Here is an 18,395-nt window from a genome sequence, read left to right as displayed (position 1 = left end):
GTCACCTCACCAGACCGGTCATCACGGACAGCGGCACGATCGCGAAGCCGACCGTGATCACCGCCGCCACGACGAAGCTGAAGGTCTTGAGCGCGTTCTGTTTCAGCGCGCTGTTGGCGCCGAACGTCTGGATGGCCGACCAGAGGCCGTGCCGGATGTGGAGGCCGAGCGCGACGACGGCGAGGATGTAGAAGATCGCGACGACGGGCCGGTCGAAGCTCGCGACGAGCTTCAGGTAGGCGCTCTCGTCGCCCCCGCGGGGGTTCACCGTCCCCGTGGTCAGGTCGAGGATGTGCCAGATCACGAACAACGCGATGATCACCCCGCCCCAGCGCATCGTGCGGGCCGCGTAGCTGCCCTGCCAGCTCTGCCGGTGCTGGTAGCCGATCGGCCGGGCCTTCTTCGCCCGGTACCAGAGCGCGAACGCCGCCCACATGTGCAGGACGACGCTCGTCACCAGCACCAGCCGGATGAGCCAGAGGACGCCTTCGTAACCGAAGATCGCCTCGCCGATCTCGCGCAGGTGCTGCGAGTAGGCGTCGAAGGTCTCGATGCCGAAGAAGATCTTCAGGTTCCCGATCATGTGGGCGATCACGTAGAGCAGGAAGATGCCGCCGGTCACCGCCATGACCGACTTCTTCCCGACCGAGGTGCCCCACGTCCTCGACACGATGTTGCGCTGCGGTGAAATGACCACGCGATGACGGTAAGTCGCGCTGTGCCGGAGAGCCAATGCATGGACGAGTGACTTCGCATAGCTTGGGGCTATGGCAATGACCATCAAACAGCTCAGCTACTTCCTCGCTGTGGTGGACACCGGCCGATTCACGCAGGCAGCGGCCCTGTGCCGCGTCGCGCAGCCCACGCTGAGCAAACAGATCCGGAGTCTCGAGGAGGACCTGGGCGAGACCCTCGTCACGCGGGGTCACGACAACGTCACACCCACGGCGGCGGGCGAGGCCCTCCTGCCCCTCGCCCGGCGAATCGTGGCGGACTCCGAGACGGCCCGGATGGAGATCGCCGAGCTCGCCGGGCTGCGCAAGGGGCGGCTGCGCCTCGGGGCCACCCCGAGCCTGTGCGTCAGCGTTGTCGCCGACGTCCTCGAGGTCTTCCACGGTCGCTACCCCGGCATCGCCCTTCAGGTCTCGGAGGGCGGCTCCCAGGACCTCGTGGCCGACCTGCAGCGCGGCCAGCTCGACGTCGCGCTGGTGATCGACCGCGGTGTCACCGTCGCGGACCTCGCGCTGACCCCCGTGCTGCGCGAGGAGCTGGTCGTCGTCTCGGCACCGGGGTGGCCCGACCTCGGCGACCACATCGGCATCGCCGAGCTGGCCGCGCACCCGCTGGTGGTCAACCGCCCGGGCTACGAGCTGCGCGAGGTGACGCTCGCGGCGTGCGCGGCCGCCGGCGTCACGCCCCGGATCGCGGTGGAGGGCGGCGAGATGGACGCCGTGCTGCGCATGGTGGAGCGCGGCCTCGGCGTCGCGATCGTGCCGAGCCTCGTGCTGGCCGGGCACCCGACGCTGCACGCGACGCGTCTCGACGGCGGTGCGTGGAGCCACCGGACGATCTCGCTCGCGCACCGCACCGACGTGGCCCCCACCCGCGCGGCGCAGGCGTTCCGCGAGGACCTGCTGGCCGTGCTGGCGCGCACCTCGCGCACCGGGCACCTGCCCCCCGGCGTGCGCTACGTCCACCCTCCCGCGCTGATCGCCTGAGCCAGGGCGGGCGCGAGATCGCCGCCCCCGTCGACGGCGACCCCGTCGAGCCCGAGCCACCCGGCCATCGTCGCGACCTCCGCGGCGAGCTCGGACGCCACCCGGCCGACCTCGACCCCGTCCTCCGCGAACGCGCCCGGCACGTGCAGCACGCCGCCGGTGCGGTCGGCCTTGAGGTCGACCCGCGCGACGAGGCGCCCGTCGAGCAGGAACGGGAAGACGTAGTAGCCGTGGGTGCGCTGCGCGGCCGGGGTGTAGATGCCGATGCGGTAGTGGAAGTCGAAGAGGCGCAGCGTGCGCGCCCGGAACCAGATGAGCGGGTCGAACGGCGCCAGCAGGGCCCGGCCGGTGACGCGGCGCGGCAGCCGGGCCCCGGGCGGGCGGTACGCCGGCGCCGGCCAGCCCTCGACGTCGACCGGCACCAGCTCGCCGGCGTCGACCAGCTCCGCGACCGCGGCCTGGCTCTCGGCGGGCGGCAGGCGGTGGTGGTCGCGCAGGTCGGGCTCCGTGGCGACGCCCAGCGTCGTGGCGGCGCGGCGGATCAGGGCGCGCATCGCCTCGTCGCGCTCCGGCCGCAGGGCGTGGATCTCCGGCGGGAGCACGCGCTCGGAGAGCTCGTAGGCCCGGCGGAAGCCGCGGCGCGTGCCCGTGGTGAGCACCCCGGTGGCGAAGAGGTGCTCGCAGGCCACCTTGACGTCCGAGCGCTCCCACCAGCCGCCGTGGGCGCGGGCCACGCGGTCGCCGGCGTCGCCGAGGACCTGCGCGACCTCGCTCGCCTCGAGCGGGCCGTGGGCCTCGATCGCCTCGTGGACGGCGTCGAGGATGTCGGGCCGGTGGTCTAGCGCGTTGCCGAGCCAGCGGCTCTGCCGCTTCTCGTTGTCGCGCATCCGCCAGCGGAACAGCGGCCAGTCCTCCACCGGCAGCAGGCTCGCCTCGTGGACCCAGTACTCGACCATCGTGCGGCGCCGCCGCTGCGCGGCCGTCTGCGGCCAGGCCAGCGCGTCGAGGGCGTCGCGGTCGTACGGGCCGAGCCGGGCGAACAGCGGCGCGTAGTGGGCGCGCACGGCGACGTTGACCGAGTCGAGCTGCAGCAGCCCGAGGTGGCGCGCGGTCGCCGCGAGCGTCGCGCGGCTCGGCCGGCCCTTGCGGGCGGCGCCGCCGAAGCCCTGGGCGGCGACGGCCGCGCGCCGCGCCTGCGCGGCCGACATCTGCTCCACGTCCGCGATCCTGCCCCAGCCCCCCGACAACCCCGGAATCAACCGGCCCGCACAGGCGTTGACCTGGGAAAAGAGTTCTGAGGAGGACCCATGGTCGGGGACCGTGTGGAGATCGTCGTCGATGCCGGTGGCACGACGAGGACGTGGGACGTGGAGGCGACGAGGGCCGGGCGGCGCGTGGAGATCGCGCACGGTCGCGGCGTGGTGGAGGTCAGCGAGGTGACCCGCGGCGGGACGCCGGTGCGCACCGCCCGCTTCATGTCCTCGCGGGTGCTCGCGCTCGTCGAGCACCCGGCCCGGCAGGTCCGGCTGGTCGACGACGAGCCGCCGGCGCTGCCGCTGCCGAGACCCGCGTAGCGCACGCCCCGTACGCGGCCGGGCGCGGACGGCGATCATGCTGGTCAGGGTGGTCGCCGTGGCGCAGGATCTCGCCCGTGGCCTCCGTGACCGAGATGATCGCCGCCGCGCGGCGCCCCGCCGACGCCGTCCTCGAGCACGTCGGACCGGGGTCGCAGATCGTCGTCAACGGGTACAACGGCGAGCCGCAGACGGTGATCGACGCCCTCGAGGCAGCTGGCGACCGGCTGACCGACGTCCGCCTGCACGAGATGCTCGCGCCCCGGACACGGCCGTCGATCGAGGGCAGGATCCCGGGACTGCGCCACGTCTCGTGGTTCCTGTCCCCCGCGACGCGCGAGGCGTTCCACGCCGGGCACTGCGATCTGGTGCCCAACAACTTCAGCGACGTGCCGCGCCTGCTGCGCCGCTCGGTGCGCCCGGACCTGGTCGTCGCGTCCGTGTCGCCGCCCGACCGGCACGGCTACTTCTCGTTGGGCACCGTGGCCACCCACACCGCGGCGTTCATCGGTGAGCTCCCGTTCTTCGTCGAGGTCAACGCGCAGATGCCGCGCACGTACGGCGGCAACCAGCTCCACGTCAGCGACATCGTCGGCTGGTGCGAGGCCGATCGGCCCCTCGTCATGGCCCCGCCTCCCGAGCCCACCCCGCGCGACCGCACGATCGCCGGGCTCGTCGCCGACCGCATCCCGGACGGCGCCACGCTGCAGGCCGGCATCGGCGCGGTCCCGGACATGGTGCTCGCCGCCCTCGGCGACCACCGCGAGCTGGGCGTGCACAGCGAGGTGTTCGGCACCGGCTTCGTCGACCTCGTGGACCGGGGCGTCGTCACCGGCACCCGGAAGGCCACGCACCGCGGGAAGATCATCACCACCTCGGCGATGGGCGACGCGTCCCTCCACGACTTCGTCGCCGACAACCCCGGGGTCGAGTTCCACCCCGTGGACTACACCAACGACCCGTGGAACATCGCCCGCGAACCGCTGTTCCGCGCGGTGAACGCGGCCCTCGAGGTCGACTTCCTCGGGCAGTGCGCCTCGGAGTCGCTGGGCAGTCAGTACTTCTCGTCGTCCGGCGGGCAGCCCGACTTCGCGCGCGGCGCGATCATGTCCGAGCACGGCGCGGCGTTCATCTGCCTGCACTCGGCCACCCACGACGACACGGTGTCGCGGATCGTGCCGCAGCTGCACCCGGGCGCCGCGGTCACCACGTTCAAGAACATCGTCGACCACGTCGTCACCGAGTACGGCGTCGCCGAACTGCGCGGCGCGACGATCGCCGAGCGCACGCAGCGCCTCATCGCGATCGCCCACCCGAACTTCCGCGACGAGCTCACCGCGAAGGCCCGCGCACTGGGGTACCTGTGAGCGCCCCGGCGGAGCCGGAGTGCGTGCCGCTGAGCGACGAGGACCGCGCCATCCTCGACCTCGAGTGCACGACGGTCGTCGGGCACGTCCTGCACGGCACGATCCTCGACGGGCCGGTGGTGGACGCCGCCGCGCTGCGCGCGCAGATCGCCGCCCGCCTGCCCGCCGCCCCCGAGCTGCGCTACCGCCTCGACGAGCGCGGCGGCGCGCCCGTGTGGGTGCCCGACGGCGAGCTCGACCTCGAGCGTCACGTCGTCGACGCCCCCGACGGGCCCTACGACGACGAGGCCCTGCGCGCGCTGGTGGCCGACCGCTTCGCCCAGCACCTCGACCGGACCCGTCCGCTGTGGGCGATCGACGTGGCGCCGCGGGCGGGCGGGGGCACGGCACTGCTCTGGCGCGTCCACCACGCCCTCGCCGACGGCGCGACGATGACGCGGCTCTCGCACACGGTGCTCTACGACGAGGGTCCCGTCGACGACGCGGGCCACCCGGCCACCGGGACGGCGGTGTCCCCGCCCGCCACCGTGCGCGCCGACCACGCCCGCCGGCGCGCCCACCTCACGGGCGTCCTGCGCCGCGAGTTCACGGTCGGGCCGGCGCGGTCGCCGTTCGACGGCGCGATCTCGGCGCGACGCGACGTCGCGTTCCTCGACACCGACCTGGCGGCCCTGCACGCGGCCGCGAAGTCGGCCGGGGCGACGATCAACGACGCCTTCCTCGCCGTGCTGGCGGGCGGGCTGCGGCGCTGGCTCGACCACCACGCGGGCGCGGTCACCGACCTGCGCGTGCGCGTCCCGGTGAGCCTGCCCCGCGTGGACCCGTCCGCCGGCAACCGCGACTCGGCCTTCGACCTGCCGCTGCCGGTGCACGTCACCGACCCTCTCGAGCGCCTGCGCGACGTGCACGAGCTGACGACCTGCCGCAAGGACGCCGCCGACGCCGCCCGGCTCGACGACCTCCTGCACCGCCTGGCCGAGGTCTCCCCGCCGCTGCGCCGCGTCGTCGACCGGCTGCGCGCGACCGCCCGCGCGTTCACGGTCAGCGTCTCCGACGTCCCCGGGCCCCGCTCGCCCGTGGCGGTCCTGGGTCGTCGCGTCCACGCGACCTGGCCGCTGGCCGAGATCGGGCTCCACCACGCACTGCGGGTCACCGCGGCGTCGATGGTCGACGTGCTGTCCTTCGGGGTGTGCGTGGACCCGGGCCTCGTCCCGGACGTCGACGTGCTCGCCGCCGGCCTGCGCGCGGAGGCCGACCTGCTGGTGACGGCGTGTCAGACCAGGCCGGAGAGCCGCTGAGCCACCTCGCGGTAGCGGCTCACGGCGACGAGGTGGATGCCGTCGACGCCCGCGTCGCGCAGGGCCAGGGCGTGCTCGCAGGCGGCGTCCACGCCGACCGTGTCGTCCTCCTCGAGCGCGCCGACGAGCCCGTCGGGCAGCTCGAGGTCCATCCCCTCGGCGACCCCCCGGGCCATGTCCGGCCCCGTGGGCACGAGCACGCCGGCGCGGACGGGAACGGCGAGGTCGGCGTGGCGCTCGCGCCACTCGGTGACCGCCGGCAGCGAGAACGTCGGCGCGAGCCACACGACGTCGGCGTCGCGCTTCCAGCCCGGCAGGTCGCGGCCCGGGGCGGCGACGACGCCGATCGTCAGCGCGGCGTCCTGCTCCTCGGCCAGCGTCCGGGCCTCGCGGAGCATCGCGCCGACCGTCAGCGGGCCGTCCTCCGCGGGGTCGTCGGGCGTGTCGCCCCGGAGCAGCAGCACCTCGTGCACCCCGAGGGCGAGCAGCCCGAGCAGGTCCCGGCGCAGGCCGAGGGTGTTGCGGTCGCGGGCGTTCAGCACCGCGACGGTCTCGTGGCCGTGGCGCCGCACCTCCGCCGCGACCACCAGCCCCGCCACCGCCGCCCGCGCCGTGGCGTTGTCGGGGACGAGGAAGCGCGCGGCGACCGGGGCGAGCGCGTCGAGCTGGCGGCCGACCGGCGCGAGGTCCGGGCGGTGCGGGACGTCGAGCTCGGCCGTGACATCGAGAGCCGTCACGTCCGGCGTCATGACACCTCGGTCAGCGACCCGGTGTCGACGTCGTAGACGAACCCGCGGACGCCGTCGGTGTGCACGAGGAACGGGCAGCCGCGCACGGCGGCCAGGGAGTCGCGGACGTCCTGCTCGGTGTCGGGGAACGTGCCGGGGACCCAGGTGGGCCTCTGCCCGGTGTCGGCCTCGAGCTCGGCGACGAAGTCGTCGTCGGTGAACGTCGCCATCCCGCACTTCGTGTGGTGGATCAGCACGACCTCGCGGGTGGAGAGCTTGCGCTGGCTGACCGCGAGCGAGCGCAGGACGTCGTCGGTGACCACGCCGCCCGCGTTGCGGATGACGTGGGCCTCGCCGTCGCCGAGACCGAGAACCCGGTAGACGTCCAGCCGGGCGTCCATGCAGGCCACCACGGCCACGCCGCGCGAGGGCGGGCCCGGCAGACCGGGCGTCGAGAACCCCTCCGCGAAGGACGTGTTCGCGGCCAGCAGCTCGTCGGTCGTGCTCATGCGTCCTCCTGGGGTCGCGGCGAGGCCACGCTGCCCGTCCGTCGTGTCCGGATGCCCGCCCGCATCCTGGCGGTCACGCGCCGACGGTGCACCGCGTGGTGATCGGGACGACAGCGGGTCTCTAGGGTCGAGGGCATGGCGCTCGCCTCCGTCCGCCCCGCCACCGCCGCCGACGCGGCCGCGGTGGCGCAGGTCCAGCGCACGGTGTGGACCTCGGCGTACGCCGAGCTGCTCCCGCCGGGGGCGGTGGACGGGTTCGACACCGACGCCGTCGCGCGCGCCTGGGCGGACCCGATCGCCGCGGGGGCGGTGCGGATCGCCGTCGAGGGCGACGCGGTGGTCGGCTTCTGCGCGGCGGCGCCGGCGTCGGCCGAGGACCTGGCGGACGCCGCCGGCGCCGTGCCCGAGGACGCGTCCTCGGTGGGCCTGGTCGCCGCACTGCTCGTCGAACCGCGCTGGGGACGCCGCGGGCACGCCGGGCGCCTGCTCGTCGAGACCGCCGCCGCCCTGCGCGCCGCGGGCGCGACACGGGCCATCGCCTGGGTGCCCGAACGGGACGTCGCCTCGCGCCGCTTCTACGAGCGCGCCGGCTGGGACCCCGACGGCACCGTGCGCACCCTCGACGCCGGCGGGCGCCCGCTGCGCGAGATCCGCGTCGGCGGCACCCTGGACCTGGAGTTCCGGCCCGAGCCGTCCCTCGACGACCTGGACCTGCCCCTGCTGCCCTGAGCTCTCACCTCTCACCTCTCACCTCTCACCTCGAGGAGCGCCCGTGCTGGTGGTGTACGGCTTCACCCGCCTCGCCGTGGTGGTGCGGCGCTGGTTCGAGATCTCCCCCGAGGCGGTCATGGAGCACGGCGCGCGCGTGGAGCTTCGCCTGCTCGCGCCGCAGGAGCACCGCGGCAGCGAGTCGGCCGCGCAGCCGACGGTGGTGGACCAGGCCTTCTGGCGCGCCGACCTCTTCGACCGCCTCGACCGGCCCGCCGGCGAGTTCTCGGCCGCGCACCTCCACCCGTTCTTCGAGGGCGACGAGCCGTCCGACCGCGTGTGGTCCACCGAGCTCAGAGCCGACCCGTGGGGCTGGCTCGCCGACCAGCTCTCCGACGTCGGCGCCCTGCTCGAGGGCGCCGGGCTCGACCCGGCCCTGGCGGCCGACGACGCCGACGACGTCCGCGCGGCGGTCCCGCAGATCGTGGCGACGGCCCGGACCTTCGGCCCGGAGGACCGGATGTCGCGCGACGAGGACTTCCGCCTCACCCGCGACGCCGCGGAGCGGGTCCGGCGCATGGTCGCGCTGATCCCCGAGCTCACGTCCGAGGACGAGGAGTACCTGCGGCCCTGGCTCGAGCAGCGCTAGTCGAGCTGGCTAGTCGAGGTCCAGGAGGGCGTCGAGGCCGACGGTGAGGCCGGGGTGGTCGGCGACGCCGCGGACGGCGAGCAGGACGCCCGGCATGAACGAGCTGCGGTGCAGGGAGTCATGGCGGATCGTGAGGGTCTCGCCCTCCGACCCCAGCAGGACCTCCTGGTGCGCGACGAGCCCCGCCATCCGCACGGCGTGCACGGGGATGCCGTCCACCGTCGCGCCGCGGGCGCCGTCGGGGTCGTGCGTGGTGGCGTCCGGACCCGGTCCGACGCCGGCCTCCGCCCGCGCGGCGGCGATCATCTGCGCGGTCCGGGTGGCGGTGCCCGAGGGGGCGTCGGCCTTGCGCGGGTGGTGCAGCTCGACGACCTCGACGGAGTCGTAGAACCGGGCCGCCTGGGCGGCGAAGCGCATCATGAGCACCGCGCCGATGCCGAAGTTCGGGACGACGAGCACGCCCTGGCCGGGCTGCAGGCGTCCGCGGACGTCGTCGAGGAGCTCTTCGCCCACACCGCTCGTGCCGACCACGACGTGCAGGCCGGCATCGACGCACCAGCGCAGGTTGTCGGCGACGGCCGAGGGGTGCGTGAAGTCGACGACGACGTCGGCGGCCTCCAGCGCATCGCGCGGGTCGCCCACGTCGACGCGGGCGACGAGCTCGAGGTCGTCGGCCCCGTCGACGGCGGCGCAGGCCTCGGAACCCATGCGCCCCGCGGCACCCAGCACCCCGACCTTCACGATGGTCGAGCTTCCGCTCCGCTCCGTCTCCGGGATCGTCACTCCACCATCTCCCGCACTTCGTCCGGCAGCTCGTCGGCGTCACCGTAGGGGCCGACGACGGCGGCCGCGCGGGGCCCGGTGAGCAGCTCGGACGCGAGCGCGGCGACGTCGGCGGCGCCGACCCCGTCGATCCGCTCGAGGGTCGACGCGAGGTCGGTGGCGCGGTCGAGACCGCCGTGGTCGAGCTCGCGGCGACCGAGGCGCGTCATGCGCGACGAAGTCTCCTCGAGCCCGAGCACCAGCTCGCCGCGCAGCTGCCCGCGCGCCCGCGTCAGCTCCGAGTCGGTGATGCCGTGGGCCGCGAGGTCGCCGAGCTCGTCGCGGACGACGGACGCCGCGGCGCCGAGGCGCTCGGGCGCGCAACCCACGTAGACCGCGAGCGTGCCGGCGTCGGTGTAGCCCGTCGTCGACGAGTAGACGGAGTACGCGAGGCCCCGCTGCTCGCGGACCTGCTGGAACAGCCGCGAGCTCATGCCGCCGCCGAGCACGGTGGACAGCACCTGCAGGGCAGGCCAGCGGGGGTCGGCGCGGCGCAGCGAGGGCACGCCGAGCATGAGGTGGGCCTGCTCGGTGTCCTCGTCGCGCACGGCGAGGCGTTCACCCGAGGTCGCGGGCGTCTCGCCGGCGGTCCGGTGCCAGGGCTTCACCGGGCCGTCGAGGCGCGACCCGTAGGCCGCCTCGACGGCGGCGAGCACGTCGGCGTGCGCCACGTTGCCGGCGACCGCGAGCACGGAGCGCGCCGGGACGTAGTGGCGCGCGTGGAAGTCCGCGAGGCGGTCGCGCGTCATGCCCGTGACCGTCTCCTCGGTGCCGATCACCGGCAGGCCGAGCGGGTGCGCGCCGAAGAGCAGCGCGTCGAAGTCGTCGGCCAGCAGGTCCTCGGGGTCCTCGTCGCGGCCGGCGATCTCGGACAGGACGACGTCCCGCTCGAGCTCGACGTCCGGCGCCGCCATGACGGCGTCGAGCACCACGTCGCCGAGCACGTCGACCGCGAGCGGCATGTCGCGGTCGAGGACGTGCGCGTAGAAGCAGGTGCTCTCCTTGCCGGTGAAGGCGTTGAGGTCGCCGCCGACGGCGTCGATCTCCTCCGCGATCGCCCGCGCCGAGCGGCGCCGCGTCCCCTTGAACAGCAGGTGCTCGAGGAAGTGCGCGGCGCCGTGCGCGCCGGTGCCGACGGCGGGCTCGTCGCGCGAGCCCACGTCGACCCAGAGCCCGACCGACGCCGAGCGGGCCCCGGTCACGTGCTCGGTGACCACCCGCAGGCCCCCGGGCAGCACGGTGCGTGCTACTCCGGGGGCCGGGTGTTCGGTCGCACCGGTTCCCGTCTGGGAGGTACCGAGAGCCGTCACTCCGGCGACGAACCCCCGATGGCGCCGGTGACGGCGCCGGAGGTCGCGGCGGCCGGGGCCGACTCGGCCTCGGCCGGGGCGTCGGAGCCCGCGGCGTCGGACCCGCCGTCGCCGTTCGCGGCGGCGGCCGCGTCGTCCTCCTTGACCGGGATCAGGCTGATCTTGCCGCGGTTGTCGATGTCGGTGATCTCGACCCGCATCTTGTCGCCGACGTTGGCGACGTCCTCGACCTTGCCGATCCGCTTGCCGCCGCCGAGCTTCGAGATGTGCACCAGGCCGTCGCGGCCGGGCAGCAGCGAGACGAACGCGCCGAACGCGGCGGTCTTGACCACCGTGCCGAGGAAGCGCTCGCCGATCTTCGGCAACTGCGGGTTGGCGATGGCGTTGATCCGGTCGATCGCGGCCTGGGCGCTGGGCCCGTCCGCCGCACCGACGTAGATCGTGCCGTCGTCCTCGATGGAGATGTCGGCGCCGGTCTCCTCGGTGATCGAGTTGATCATCTTGCCCTTCGGGCCGATGACCTCGCCGATCTTGTCGACGGGCACCTTCACCGTGGTGATGCGCGGGGCGAACTCGCTCATCTCGTCGGGCGCGTCGATGGCCTCGGCCATGACGTCGAGGATCGCGAGGCGGGCGCCGCGGGCCTGCGTGAGCGCCTTGCCCAGCACCTCGGAGGGGATGCCGTCGAGCTTGGTGTCGAGCTGGAGCGCGGTCACGAAGTCCTTCGTGCCGGCGACCTTGAAGTCCATGTCACCGAACGCGTCCTCGGCACCGAGGATGTCGGTCAGCGCGACGAACTTCTGCTCGCCGTCGACCTCGCCCGAGACGAGGCCCATGGCGATGCCCGCGACCGGGGCCTTCAGCGGCACACCGGCGTTGAGCAGCGACATCGTCGAGGCGCAGACCGAGCCCATCGAGGTGGACCCGTTGGAGCCCAGGGCCTCGGAGACCTGCCGGATCGCGTAGGGGAACTCCTCGCGGGTGGGCAGCACCGGCACGAGCGCCCGCTCGGCGAGCGCGCCGTGGCCGATCTCGCGGCGCTTGGGCGAGCCCACGCGGCCGGTCTCGCCGGTGGAGAACGGCGGGAAGTTGTAGTGGTGCATGTACCGCTTGGTGGTCTCCGGGCCGAGCGAGTCGATGTTCTGCTCGAGCCGGAGCATGTTCAGCGTGGTGACGCCCAGGATCTGGGTCTCGCCGCGCTCGAACAGCGCCGAGCCGTGGGCCCGCGGGATCACCTCGACCTCGGCGGCCAGCGGACGGATGTCCGTGGTGCCGCGGCCGTCGATGCGGAAGCCGTCGGTGAGGATCCGCTTGCGGACCGTCGACTTGTTCAGCGAGCGGAACGCCTCGCCGATCTCCTTCTCGCGGCCCTCGAACTTCGGCCCGAGCTCGCTGACCAGGCGGTCCTTGATGGCGTCCTGGGCGTCGTCGCGCTCGTGCTTGCCGGCGATGGACATCGTCTTGTCCAGCTCGTCGCCGACCGCGGACGTGACCGCGGAGAGGACGTCGTCCTGGTACGCCGGGAAGGTCGGGTAGTCCTTCGTCGTCGTCCCGGTGGCGCGGTAGAGCTCCTTCTGCGCCTCGCACAGGGTGCGGATGAACGGCTTGGCCGCCTCCATGCCCTGGGCGACGATCTCCTCGGTGGGCGCCGGGGCGCCCTCGCCGATGAGGCCGATGGCGTGGTCGGTGGCCTCGGCCTCGACCATCGCGATGGCGACGTCGCCGCCGTCGGCCGTGATCGACCCGGCGATGACCATGTCGAACACGGCGCTCTTGAGCTGCTCCCACGTCGGGAAGGCGACCCACTGACCGTTGATCAGCGCGACGCGCGTCGCCCCGATCGGCCCGTCGAAGGGCAGGCCCGAGATCTGGGTGGACGCCGACGCGGCGTTGATCGCCAGGACGTCGTAGGGGTCCTTCGGGTCCAGGCTCTGGACCGTGATGACGACCTGGACCTCGTTGCGCAGGTTGCCGACGAAGGTCGGGCGCAAGGGGCGGTCGATGAGCCGGCAGGTGAGGATCGCGTCCGTGGACGGGCGGCCCTCGCGGCGGAAGAACGAGCCGGGGATCCGGCCCGCGGCGTACATGCGCTCCTCGACGTCGACCGTCAGCGGGAAGAAGTCGAAGTTGTCCTTCGGCCGCTTGGAGGCGGTCGTCGCGGAGAGCAGCATCGTGTCGTCGTCGAGATAGGCGACGACGGCGCCGGCCGCCTGGCGGGCCAGGCGGCCCGTCTCGAAGCGGACGGTGCGGGTGCCGTAGGCACCGTTGTCCAGCACCGCGGTGACCTCGTGGACACCGTCGGTGGATGTAGCAGTCGGGGATGTTGTGGACTGGGTCATGAGGGTTCCTCCTCGTGGCCCCACCACGTCCCGCCCCCGGCTCTCTCCGTGACGCGGCCGACGAGCGAGCGGTCATCGATCGAAGCCCCCGGGCTCCGTCCCGGTCCTGAGGACTGCGGACGATTCCGGGGGCCACTACCGAGGACCGGCCGACGCGCGGGCGTCCCGGATTCGCGGGCGGTGGTGGTCGGGCCGATGTGTGGTGCGCACGCCTCCGCGCCGACCGGCATCGTGGCCGGTCGGCGCGGAGCGGGCGCGGGATTCAGGGCAGCCTCGTCAGCGACGCAGCCCCAGCCGCTCGATCAGCGAGCGGTAGCGGGCGACGTCGACGGAGGCGACGTACTTGAGCAGGCGCCGGCGGCGGCCGACCAGCAGCAGCAGCCCGCGACGCGAGTGATGGTCGTGCTTGTGCATCTTGAGGTGCTCGGTGAGCCGCACGATGCGCTGCGTCAGCAGCGCGACCTGCGCTTCGGGCGACCCGGTGTCGGTCTCGTGCACGCCGTACTCGGCGAGCGTCGACTTCTTCTGCTCGGTGGTCAGTGCCACGGGGGTGGTGCTCCTTCTGTGCCATCGGTGCCGTGACGATCGGCGGCACCCGCCACGACGAGCTCGTCGGGGGATGTCGCACGCTCTCGGGGGACGGGCACGCCCGGTCCACCCGCCGCCCGGCCACCACGGACCGCAGCCAGGCGAATCAAGGACGAGTGTACCGACGACCCCGGACACCGGCTGCTGCGGGCCTGCCGCACCCGTCGTCCGGGCCCGGTTCATCACCCGGCTCGTCCCCCGACTCATCCCCCGGCTCATCCCCCGGCGGCGGCCCGGCGGAGCAGCCCGGCCAGCGACGGGAAGCCGGGATCGAGCGCCGCCGCGGCCGCGGCGAGCTCCTCCGGCCCGGCGACGGTGCGCAGCAGGTCGTAGTCGTTGCGGAGCTCCGCTTCCCGGACCTCGGTGAGCAGGCGGGCGACCGCCTCCGGCCCGCTCCCCGCGTCGCCGGCGGCGATCCGCTGCTCCAGCAGGAGGAGCCGGCCCAGCACCACGGGCGACCCGATCTTGACCCGCCGGCCGCTCATGAGCTGGGAGAGCATCGGGGAGCTCACCCCGAGCGCCACGGCCAGCACCGCCTGGGAGACGTCGAGGGCGCCCAGGAGACGACGCAGGCGGTCGCCGAGCGGCTCGCCGTAGAGGCGACGCTGGAGCTCCCGGTTGCGCCGCACGGCGTCGGCCCCGCTCACCTGCCCGCCCAACCCGCCACCCTCCGGCTCTCCCCCGCGCGGCGATCGTGACAGCCGGGCTCCGGCGGTGGGTGCCGTTCGGGGAAACCGGCTCAGACGCCCAGGACCTCGCGGGTGCGCACCACGTCGCTGTCCATCGTGGCGATGAGCTCGTCGATCGAGTCGAAGCGGTCCATCCCCCGGATGCGCTCGACGAAGTCGACGGCGACGCGCGCGCCGTAGAGGTCCTCGTCGGTGTCGAGCACGAACGCCTCGACGGTGCGCTCGCGTCCCGAGAACGTCGGGTTGGTGCCCACCGACGTCGCCGCCGCGCGCTTCCGCCCGCGGTGGTGGAACCAGCACGCGTACACCCCGTCCGCGGGGATCGCGGCGTGCTCGCCGCAGTCGACGTTCGCGGTCGGGTAGCCCAGCTCGCGGCCCCGCTGGTCGCCGCGCACGACGACGCCCTCGAGGCGGTGCGGCCGGCCGAGCGCCTCGGCGGCGGCCCGGACGTCGCCGGCGCTGATGCAGGCGCGCACGTAGGTCGACGAGAAGGTCACCGGCGACCCGGTCAGCGCGACCGAGGGATCGGCGACGAGGTCGACGCCCTCGGCGGCGAAGCCGAACCGCTGGCCCAGGCGCTCGAGCTCGGTGACGTCCCCGGCGGCGCGGTAGCCGTAGGTGAAGTTGCGGCCGACCACCACCATCGCCGCGTGCAGCCGGTCGACGAGCAGCTCGTGCACGAACTCGTCCGGCGCCACGCGGGCGAGGTCCGGCGTGAACGGCAGCACCCAGAACGCGTCGATCCCGAGCTCGGCGACCAGCTCCGCGCGCCGGGCCAGCGACGTCAGCCGGGCCGGGTGGGTGCCGGGGCGCAGCACCGAGGCGGGGTGCGGGTCGAACGTGATCAGCACGGTCGGCAGGCCCAGCTCGCGGCCGTGGGCGACCGCGCGGGCGATCAACTGCTGGTGGCCGCGGTGCACGCCGTCGAAGACGCCGATCGTCACCACGCATCGACCCCAGCCCGACGGCACACCGTCGAGTCCCCGCCAGCGTTGCACGGCGGCGAGCCTACGGGCGGGGCCCGCACCGGCGCCGTGTCGGGCGCGCGTCGGTGATCACGTCCCGGCCGGCGCGAGCACCAGGACGGGGCGGGCGGCGCCGCGGTCGTCGGCGACGAGCCCGACGACGTGCCCGTCGGGCCCGAAGACGCCCACCGTCCCGGGCCGGCCCGCGGCCGCGAGCGGGCGACCGTGCGCCAGGCCCGCGGCCTCCTCGGCGTCGGCGTCGCGGCGCGGGAAGGCCGTGGTGACGGCGGCGTCGAGGTCCAGCGAGAGGGCCGCGCGCCCCTGCTGCTCCTCCTCGCCGGCCAGGGTCTCGAGGGTGCGGGCGTGGGCGAGGGTGAAAGGGCCGACGCGCGTGCGTCGCAGCGCCGTGAGGTGCCCGCCGACGCCGAGCCCGGCGCCGAGATCGCGGGCCAGGGCGCGGACGTAGGTGCCCGACGAGCAGTCGACGAGGACGTCGAGGTCGCGGAACGGGCCCTCGGTGCGCGCCCCGAGCACGTCGAAGCGTCCGACCGTCACCGGCCGGGCGTCGAGCCGGACCTCCTCGCCGGCGCGGGCGCGCTCGTAGGCCCGGCGGCCGTCGACCTTGATCGCCGACACGCTGCTCGGCACCTGCTGGATCTCGCCCGTCAGCGCCGCCACGCCCTCGGCCACCGCGTCGTCGCCGACCCCGGTGGCGTCGATCGGGTCGCCGATCGGCTCGCCCTCGGCGTCGTCGGTGTCGGTGGCCAGGCCGAGCCGGATGGTCGCGAGGTAGGTCTTGGTGTCCAGCGCCAGGTGCCCGAGGAGCTTGGTGGCCCTCTCGACGCCCAGCACCAGGACGCCGGTGGCCATGGGGTCGAGGGTGCCCGCGTGACCGACCTTGCGCGTGCCCACCAGCCGCCGCGCCCGCCCCACGACGTCGTGGGACGTCCAGCCCGCCGGCTTGTCCACCACGAGCAGCCCCGGCGGCGGGGGCTCACGGCGCTCCCGGGGTGCTCCCCCGCCACGTCCCCCACCACGTCCCGACACGGCGGGCCACTATGCCCGTCCTCACCGATCCGGCCGACCGCGGGATCAGCAGGCATCCTGGAGCCGTGAGCACCCCGACGCGTACCGACGTCCTCGTCGTGGGCGCCGGCCCCGCCGGCTCGGCCGCCGCGGCCTGGGCGGCCGACGCCGGCCACGACGTCGTCCTCGCCGACGCCGCGGTCTTCCCGCGCGACAAGGCGTGCGGCGACGGCCTGACCCCGCGGGCCATCGCCGAGCTGGAGCACCTGGGCCTGGGCGACTGGGTGCGCGGGCGGGGACAGAACCGCGGCCTGCGCGCCGCCGGGTTCGGGCAGCTGCTGACCCTGCCGTGGCCGGGCGGCTCGCTGCCGGCGCACGGCGGCGCGGTGGCGCGCACCGAGCTCGACGCCCGCATCCGGACCGTGGCCCTGGAGCGGGGCGCCCAGCCGGTGGAGGGCGCCCGCGCGGTGGACGTCGAGCGCGACGGCGACCGGGTGTCCGGCGTGGTGTTCGACACCGACGACGGCCCGCGGACCATCGCGTGCCGCCGCCTCGTCGTCGCCGACGGCGCGCGGTCGACGCTCGGGCGGGTGCTCGGGCGGGTGTGGCACCGCGACACCGCCTACGGCGTCGCCGCCCGCGCCTACGTCCGCTCCGGCCGCCACGACGACGAGTGGATCTCGTCGCACCTGGAGCTGCGCGGCACCGACGACGAGGTGCTCTCCGGCTACGGCTGGGTGTTCCCGCTGCACGACGGGCACGTGAACATCGGTGTCGGGACTCTCGCCACCGAGGCCCGCCCCGCCAACGTGCGACTGCGCTCGCTGATCGCGCACTACGCCGAGCAGCGCCGCGAGGACTGGCAGCTCGAGGGCGAGGTGCGCGACGTCGCCTCGGCCCTGCTGCCGATGGGGGGCGCCGTCTCCGGTGTCTCCGGCCCCAACTGGGCGCTGGTGGGCGACGCCGCCGGGCTGGTGAACCCGCTCAACGGCGAGGGCATCGACTACGGCCTGGAGAGCGGGCGGACCATCGCGGGCCTGCTCGGCGACGACGACGACCTCTCCCTCGCCTGGCCGGCGACGCTGCGCCGCCAGTACGGCTCGGCGTTCTCCATCGCCCGGCGCCTCGCCGGGCTGCTGACCGTGCCGCGCCTGCTCCCGCTCGCGGGCCCGGTGGGCATGCGCTCGCGGATGCTGATGACCGTCGCCCTGCGCGTCATGGGCAACCTCGTCACCGAGGAGGACGCAGACCTCGTCGCCCGTGCCTGGCGCGGCGCGGGCCGGGCGTCCCTGCGCGCCGACGAGCTCCCGCCCTTCCCCGCCGCCGACCTGCGCACCCCGCTCGCCGCGAGCTGATTCAGGCACGGCCGGCCCCCGCCCGCGGGACCGCGACGATCGGCTCGCGCGGACGCGGGACGTCCCCCGGCCCGTGGTGCCAGACCGGCGTGATCGCGAGCCACGGCAGCGTGCCGGGCGGACCCGCGTAGGGCACGCCGAGCCAGCCTGCCGTCGTCCCGCCCACGGGGTCGCCCGCCCAGACCAGCACGAGGTGGCGCAGGCCGTCGGGGTCGTCGGCGGCGCCCGGGACCAGGCCGGGCCACCACGTCTGGCCCCTCTGGTCCTCCACGCACGGCTCGTACCGCCGCGCGTTGTCCTCCGCGGCCAGCCTGCGGACGTCGCTGGCGGCGTCCCAGCGGAGGCCCGACCGCCAGTCGTGCTCGTCGTCGTCCTCCTCGGGGTGCAGGCGACGGTCGGCGACCTTCATCAGCAGCATGCGGCGCACGCCGATCCGCAGGACGAGGGCCTGTTGCACCGAGGTGACCACCACCCCGCGCGCGGCCCACCGCTCGCGGTCGACCCGCAGGAGCAGCGTGCGGATGTTCTCCGACGCCGTGATCCCGAGCGAGGTGGCGGTGTCGCCCGCGACGACGGGGTCGTACCGGTCGACGTTGCGCTCCCACACGTCGGCCACGGTGGCCTCGACGAGATCGGCCAGCCCGGTGTCGCGGATCGCCGCGAGCACGTCGTCCAGCCACCCGCTCACCTGCGCGTCCCACCTCATGGGGACATGGCACCACCGACCCCCGACAGTGCCCGGCGAGAATT

General features: G+C 74.6%; 19 protein-coding genes. 7 read left to right on the top strand and 12 right to left on the bottom strand.

Going from position 1 to position 18,395, the window contains the following annotated elements:
* Position 1 precedes the first annotated feature (1 nt).
* A complete protein-coding gene (locus ACQPYN_RS11320; RefSeq protein WP_433036838.1) occupies positions 2 to 697 on the bottom strand; it encodes a succinate dehydrogenase cytochrome b subunit in 696 nt (231 codons plus the stop codon).
* Positions 698 to 773: 76 nt separating this feature from the next.
* Between ACQPYN_RS11320 and ACQPYN_RS11315 the strand changes: the two genes are divergently transcribed.
* Entirely contained in the window at positions 774 to 1,718 is a 945-nt protein-coding gene (locus ACQPYN_RS11315) for a LysR family transcriptional regulator (protein WP_433038843.1), read from the top strand.
* On the opposite strand, the gene ACQPYN_RS11310 is transcribed toward ACQPYN_RS11315, so the two are convergent.
* A complete protein-coding gene (locus tag ACQPYN_RS11310; RefSeq protein WP_433038841.1) occupies positions 1,688 to 2,926 on the bottom strand; it encodes a winged helix-turn-helix domain-containing protein in 1,239 nt (412 codons plus the stop codon). The genes ACQPYN_RS11315 and ACQPYN_RS11310 overlap by 31 nt on opposite strands.
* Positions 2,927 to 3,025: 99 nt before the next feature.
* Here ACQPYN_RS11310 and ACQPYN_RS11305 point away from each other — a divergent pair, with 99 nt between their 5' ends.
* The 3 genes from ACQPYN_RS11305 (at position 3,026) to ACQPYN_RS11295 (ending at position 5,957) form a co-directional block, all read left to right on the top strand.
* Positions 3,026 to 3,292: a hypothetical protein gene (locus ACQPYN_RS11305; protein WP_274193485.1), complete on the top strand. Its 267-nt coding sequence runs from the start codon at positions 3,026 to 3,028 to the stop codon at positions 3,290 to 3,292.
* A gap of 77 nt (positions 3,293 to 3,369) precedes the next feature.
* Positions 3,370 to 4,659 carry an acetyl-CoA hydrolase/transferase family protein gene (locus ACQPYN_RS11300; RefSeq protein ID WP_433036837.1) on the top strand — a complete coding sequence of 430 codons (1,290 nt, stop codon included), beginning with the start codon at positions 3,370 to 3,372 and terminating at the stop codon, positions 4,657 to 4,659.
* Positions 4,660 to 4,682: 23 nt separating this feature from the next.
* Positions 4,683 to 5,957 carry a wax ester/triacylglycerol synthase domain-containing protein gene (locus ACQPYN_RS11295; RefSeq protein WP_433036836.1) on the top strand — a complete coding sequence of 425 codons (1,275 nt, stop codon included), beginning with the start codon at positions 4,683 to 4,685 and terminating at the stop codon, positions 5,955 to 5,957.
* Here the strand turns inward: ACQPYN_RS11295 and ACQPYN_RS11290 are convergent.
* Positions 5,933 to 6,694, bottom strand: coding sequence for a hypothetical protein (locus tag ACQPYN_RS11290; RefSeq protein ID WP_433036834.1), 762 nt, complete (start codon positions 6,692 to 6,694; stop codon positions 5,933 to 5,935). The genes ACQPYN_RS11295 and ACQPYN_RS11290 overlap by 25 nt on opposite strands.
* Positions 6,695 to 6,702: 8 nt before the next feature.
* A complete protein-coding gene (locus ACQPYN_RS11285) occupies positions 6,703 to 7,194 on the bottom strand; it encodes a beta-class carbonic anhydrase (RefSeq protein ID WP_433036832.1) in 492 nt (163 codons plus the stop codon).
* 135 nt (positions 7,195 to 7,329) lie between these two features.
* Between ACQPYN_RS11285 and ACQPYN_RS11280 the strand changes: the two genes are divergently transcribed.
* Both ACQPYN_RS11280 and ACQPYN_RS11275 read left to right on the top strand, forming a co-directional pair.
* The gene (locus ACQPYN_RS11280; RefSeq protein ID WP_433036830.1) at positions 7,330 to 7,923 is read left to right on the top strand and encodes an N-acetyltransferase family protein; all 594 of its coding nucleotides are present in this window, start codon (positions 7,330 to 7,332) and stop codon (positions 7,921 to 7,923) included.
* A 43-nt stretch (positions 7,924 to 7,966) separates the two neighbouring features.
* Positions 7,967 to 8,551, top strand: a complete 585-nt coding sequence (locus ACQPYN_RS11275) for a hypothetical protein (protein WP_433036828.1) — start codon at positions 7,967 to 7,969, stop codon at positions 8,549 to 8,551.
* Positions 8,552 to 8,560: 9 nt separating this feature from the next.
* Here ACQPYN_RS11275 and dapB read toward each other — a convergent pair whose 3' ends face one another.
* The 7 genes from dapB to truB form a co-directional block, all read right to left on the bottom strand.
* A complete protein-coding gene (gene dapB / locus ACQPYN_RS11270) occupies positions 8,561 to 9,292 on the bottom strand; it encodes a 4-hydroxy-tetrahydrodipicolinate reductase (RefSeq protein WP_433036826.1) in 732 nt (243 codons plus the stop codon).
* A gap of 38 nt (positions 9,293 to 9,330) precedes the next feature.
* Complete coding sequence (locus tag ACQPYN_RS11265; RefSeq protein ID WP_433036824.1) at positions 9,331 to 10,611, bottom strand: M16 family metallopeptidase; 1,281 nt, start codon at positions 10,609 to 10,611, stop codon at positions 9,331 to 9,333.
* A gap of 68 nt (positions 10,612 to 10,679) precedes the next feature.
* A complete protein-coding gene (locus ACQPYN_RS11260) occupies positions 10,680 to 13,022 on the bottom strand; it encodes a polyribonucleotide nucleotidyltransferase (protein WP_433036822.1) in 2,343 nt (780 codons plus the stop codon).
* Between the two features lie 276 nt (positions 13,023 to 13,298).
* Entirely contained in the window at positions 13,299 to 13,568 is a 270-nt protein-coding gene (rpsO, locus tag ACQPYN_RS11255) for a 30S ribosomal protein S15 (protein WP_274189140.1), read from the bottom strand.
* A gap of 257 nt (positions 13,569 to 13,825) precedes the next feature.
* On the bottom strand, positions 13,826 to 14,269 hold the full coding sequence (locus ACQPYN_RS11250) for a helix-turn-helix domain-containing protein (RefSeq protein ID WP_433036820.1): 444 nt from the start codon (positions 14,267 to 14,269) through the stop codon (positions 13,826 to 13,828).
* Between the two features lie 80 nt (positions 14,270 to 14,349).
* Positions 14,350 to 15,297: a bifunctional riboflavin kinase/FAD synthetase gene (locus ACQPYN_RS11245; RefSeq protein WP_433036818.1), complete on the bottom strand. Its 948-nt coding sequence runs from the start codon at positions 15,295 to 15,297 to the stop codon at positions 14,350 to 14,352.
* A 57-nt stretch (positions 15,298 to 15,354) separates the two neighbouring features.
* A complete protein-coding gene (gene truB, locus ACQPYN_RS11240; RefSeq protein WP_433036816.1) occupies positions 15,355 to 16,311 on the bottom strand; it encodes a tRNA pseudouridine(55) synthase TruB in 957 nt (318 codons plus the stop codon).
* Between the two features lie 65 nt (positions 16,312 to 16,376).
* Between truB and ACQPYN_RS11235 the strand changes: the two genes are divergently transcribed.
* Complete coding sequence (locus tag ACQPYN_RS11235) at positions 16,377 to 17,645, top strand: geranylgeranyl reductase family protein (RefSeq protein WP_433036814.1); 1,269 nt, start codon at positions 16,377 to 16,379, stop codon at positions 17,643 to 17,645.
* A gap of 1 nt (position 17,646) precedes the next feature.
* Here the strand turns inward: ACQPYN_RS11235 and ACQPYN_RS11230 are convergent, their stop codons facing one another.
* Positions 17,647 to 18,333, bottom strand: a complete 687-nt coding sequence (locus ACQPYN_RS11230; protein WP_433036812.1) for a hypothetical protein — start codon at positions 18,331 to 18,333, stop codon at positions 17,647 to 17,649.
* Between the last annotated feature and the right edge of the window lie 62 nt (positions 18,334 to 18,395).

It is taken from the genome of Actinomycetospora sp. CA-053990 (assembly GCF_050948445.1).
Classification (GTDB): Bacteria; Actinomycetota; Actinomycetes; order Mycobacteriales; family Pseudonocardiaceae; genus Actinomycetospora; species Actinomycetospora callitridis.
Note: the sequence above shows the minus strand (reverse complement) of the source record. Positions and strands in the feature narration are given on the sequence as shown.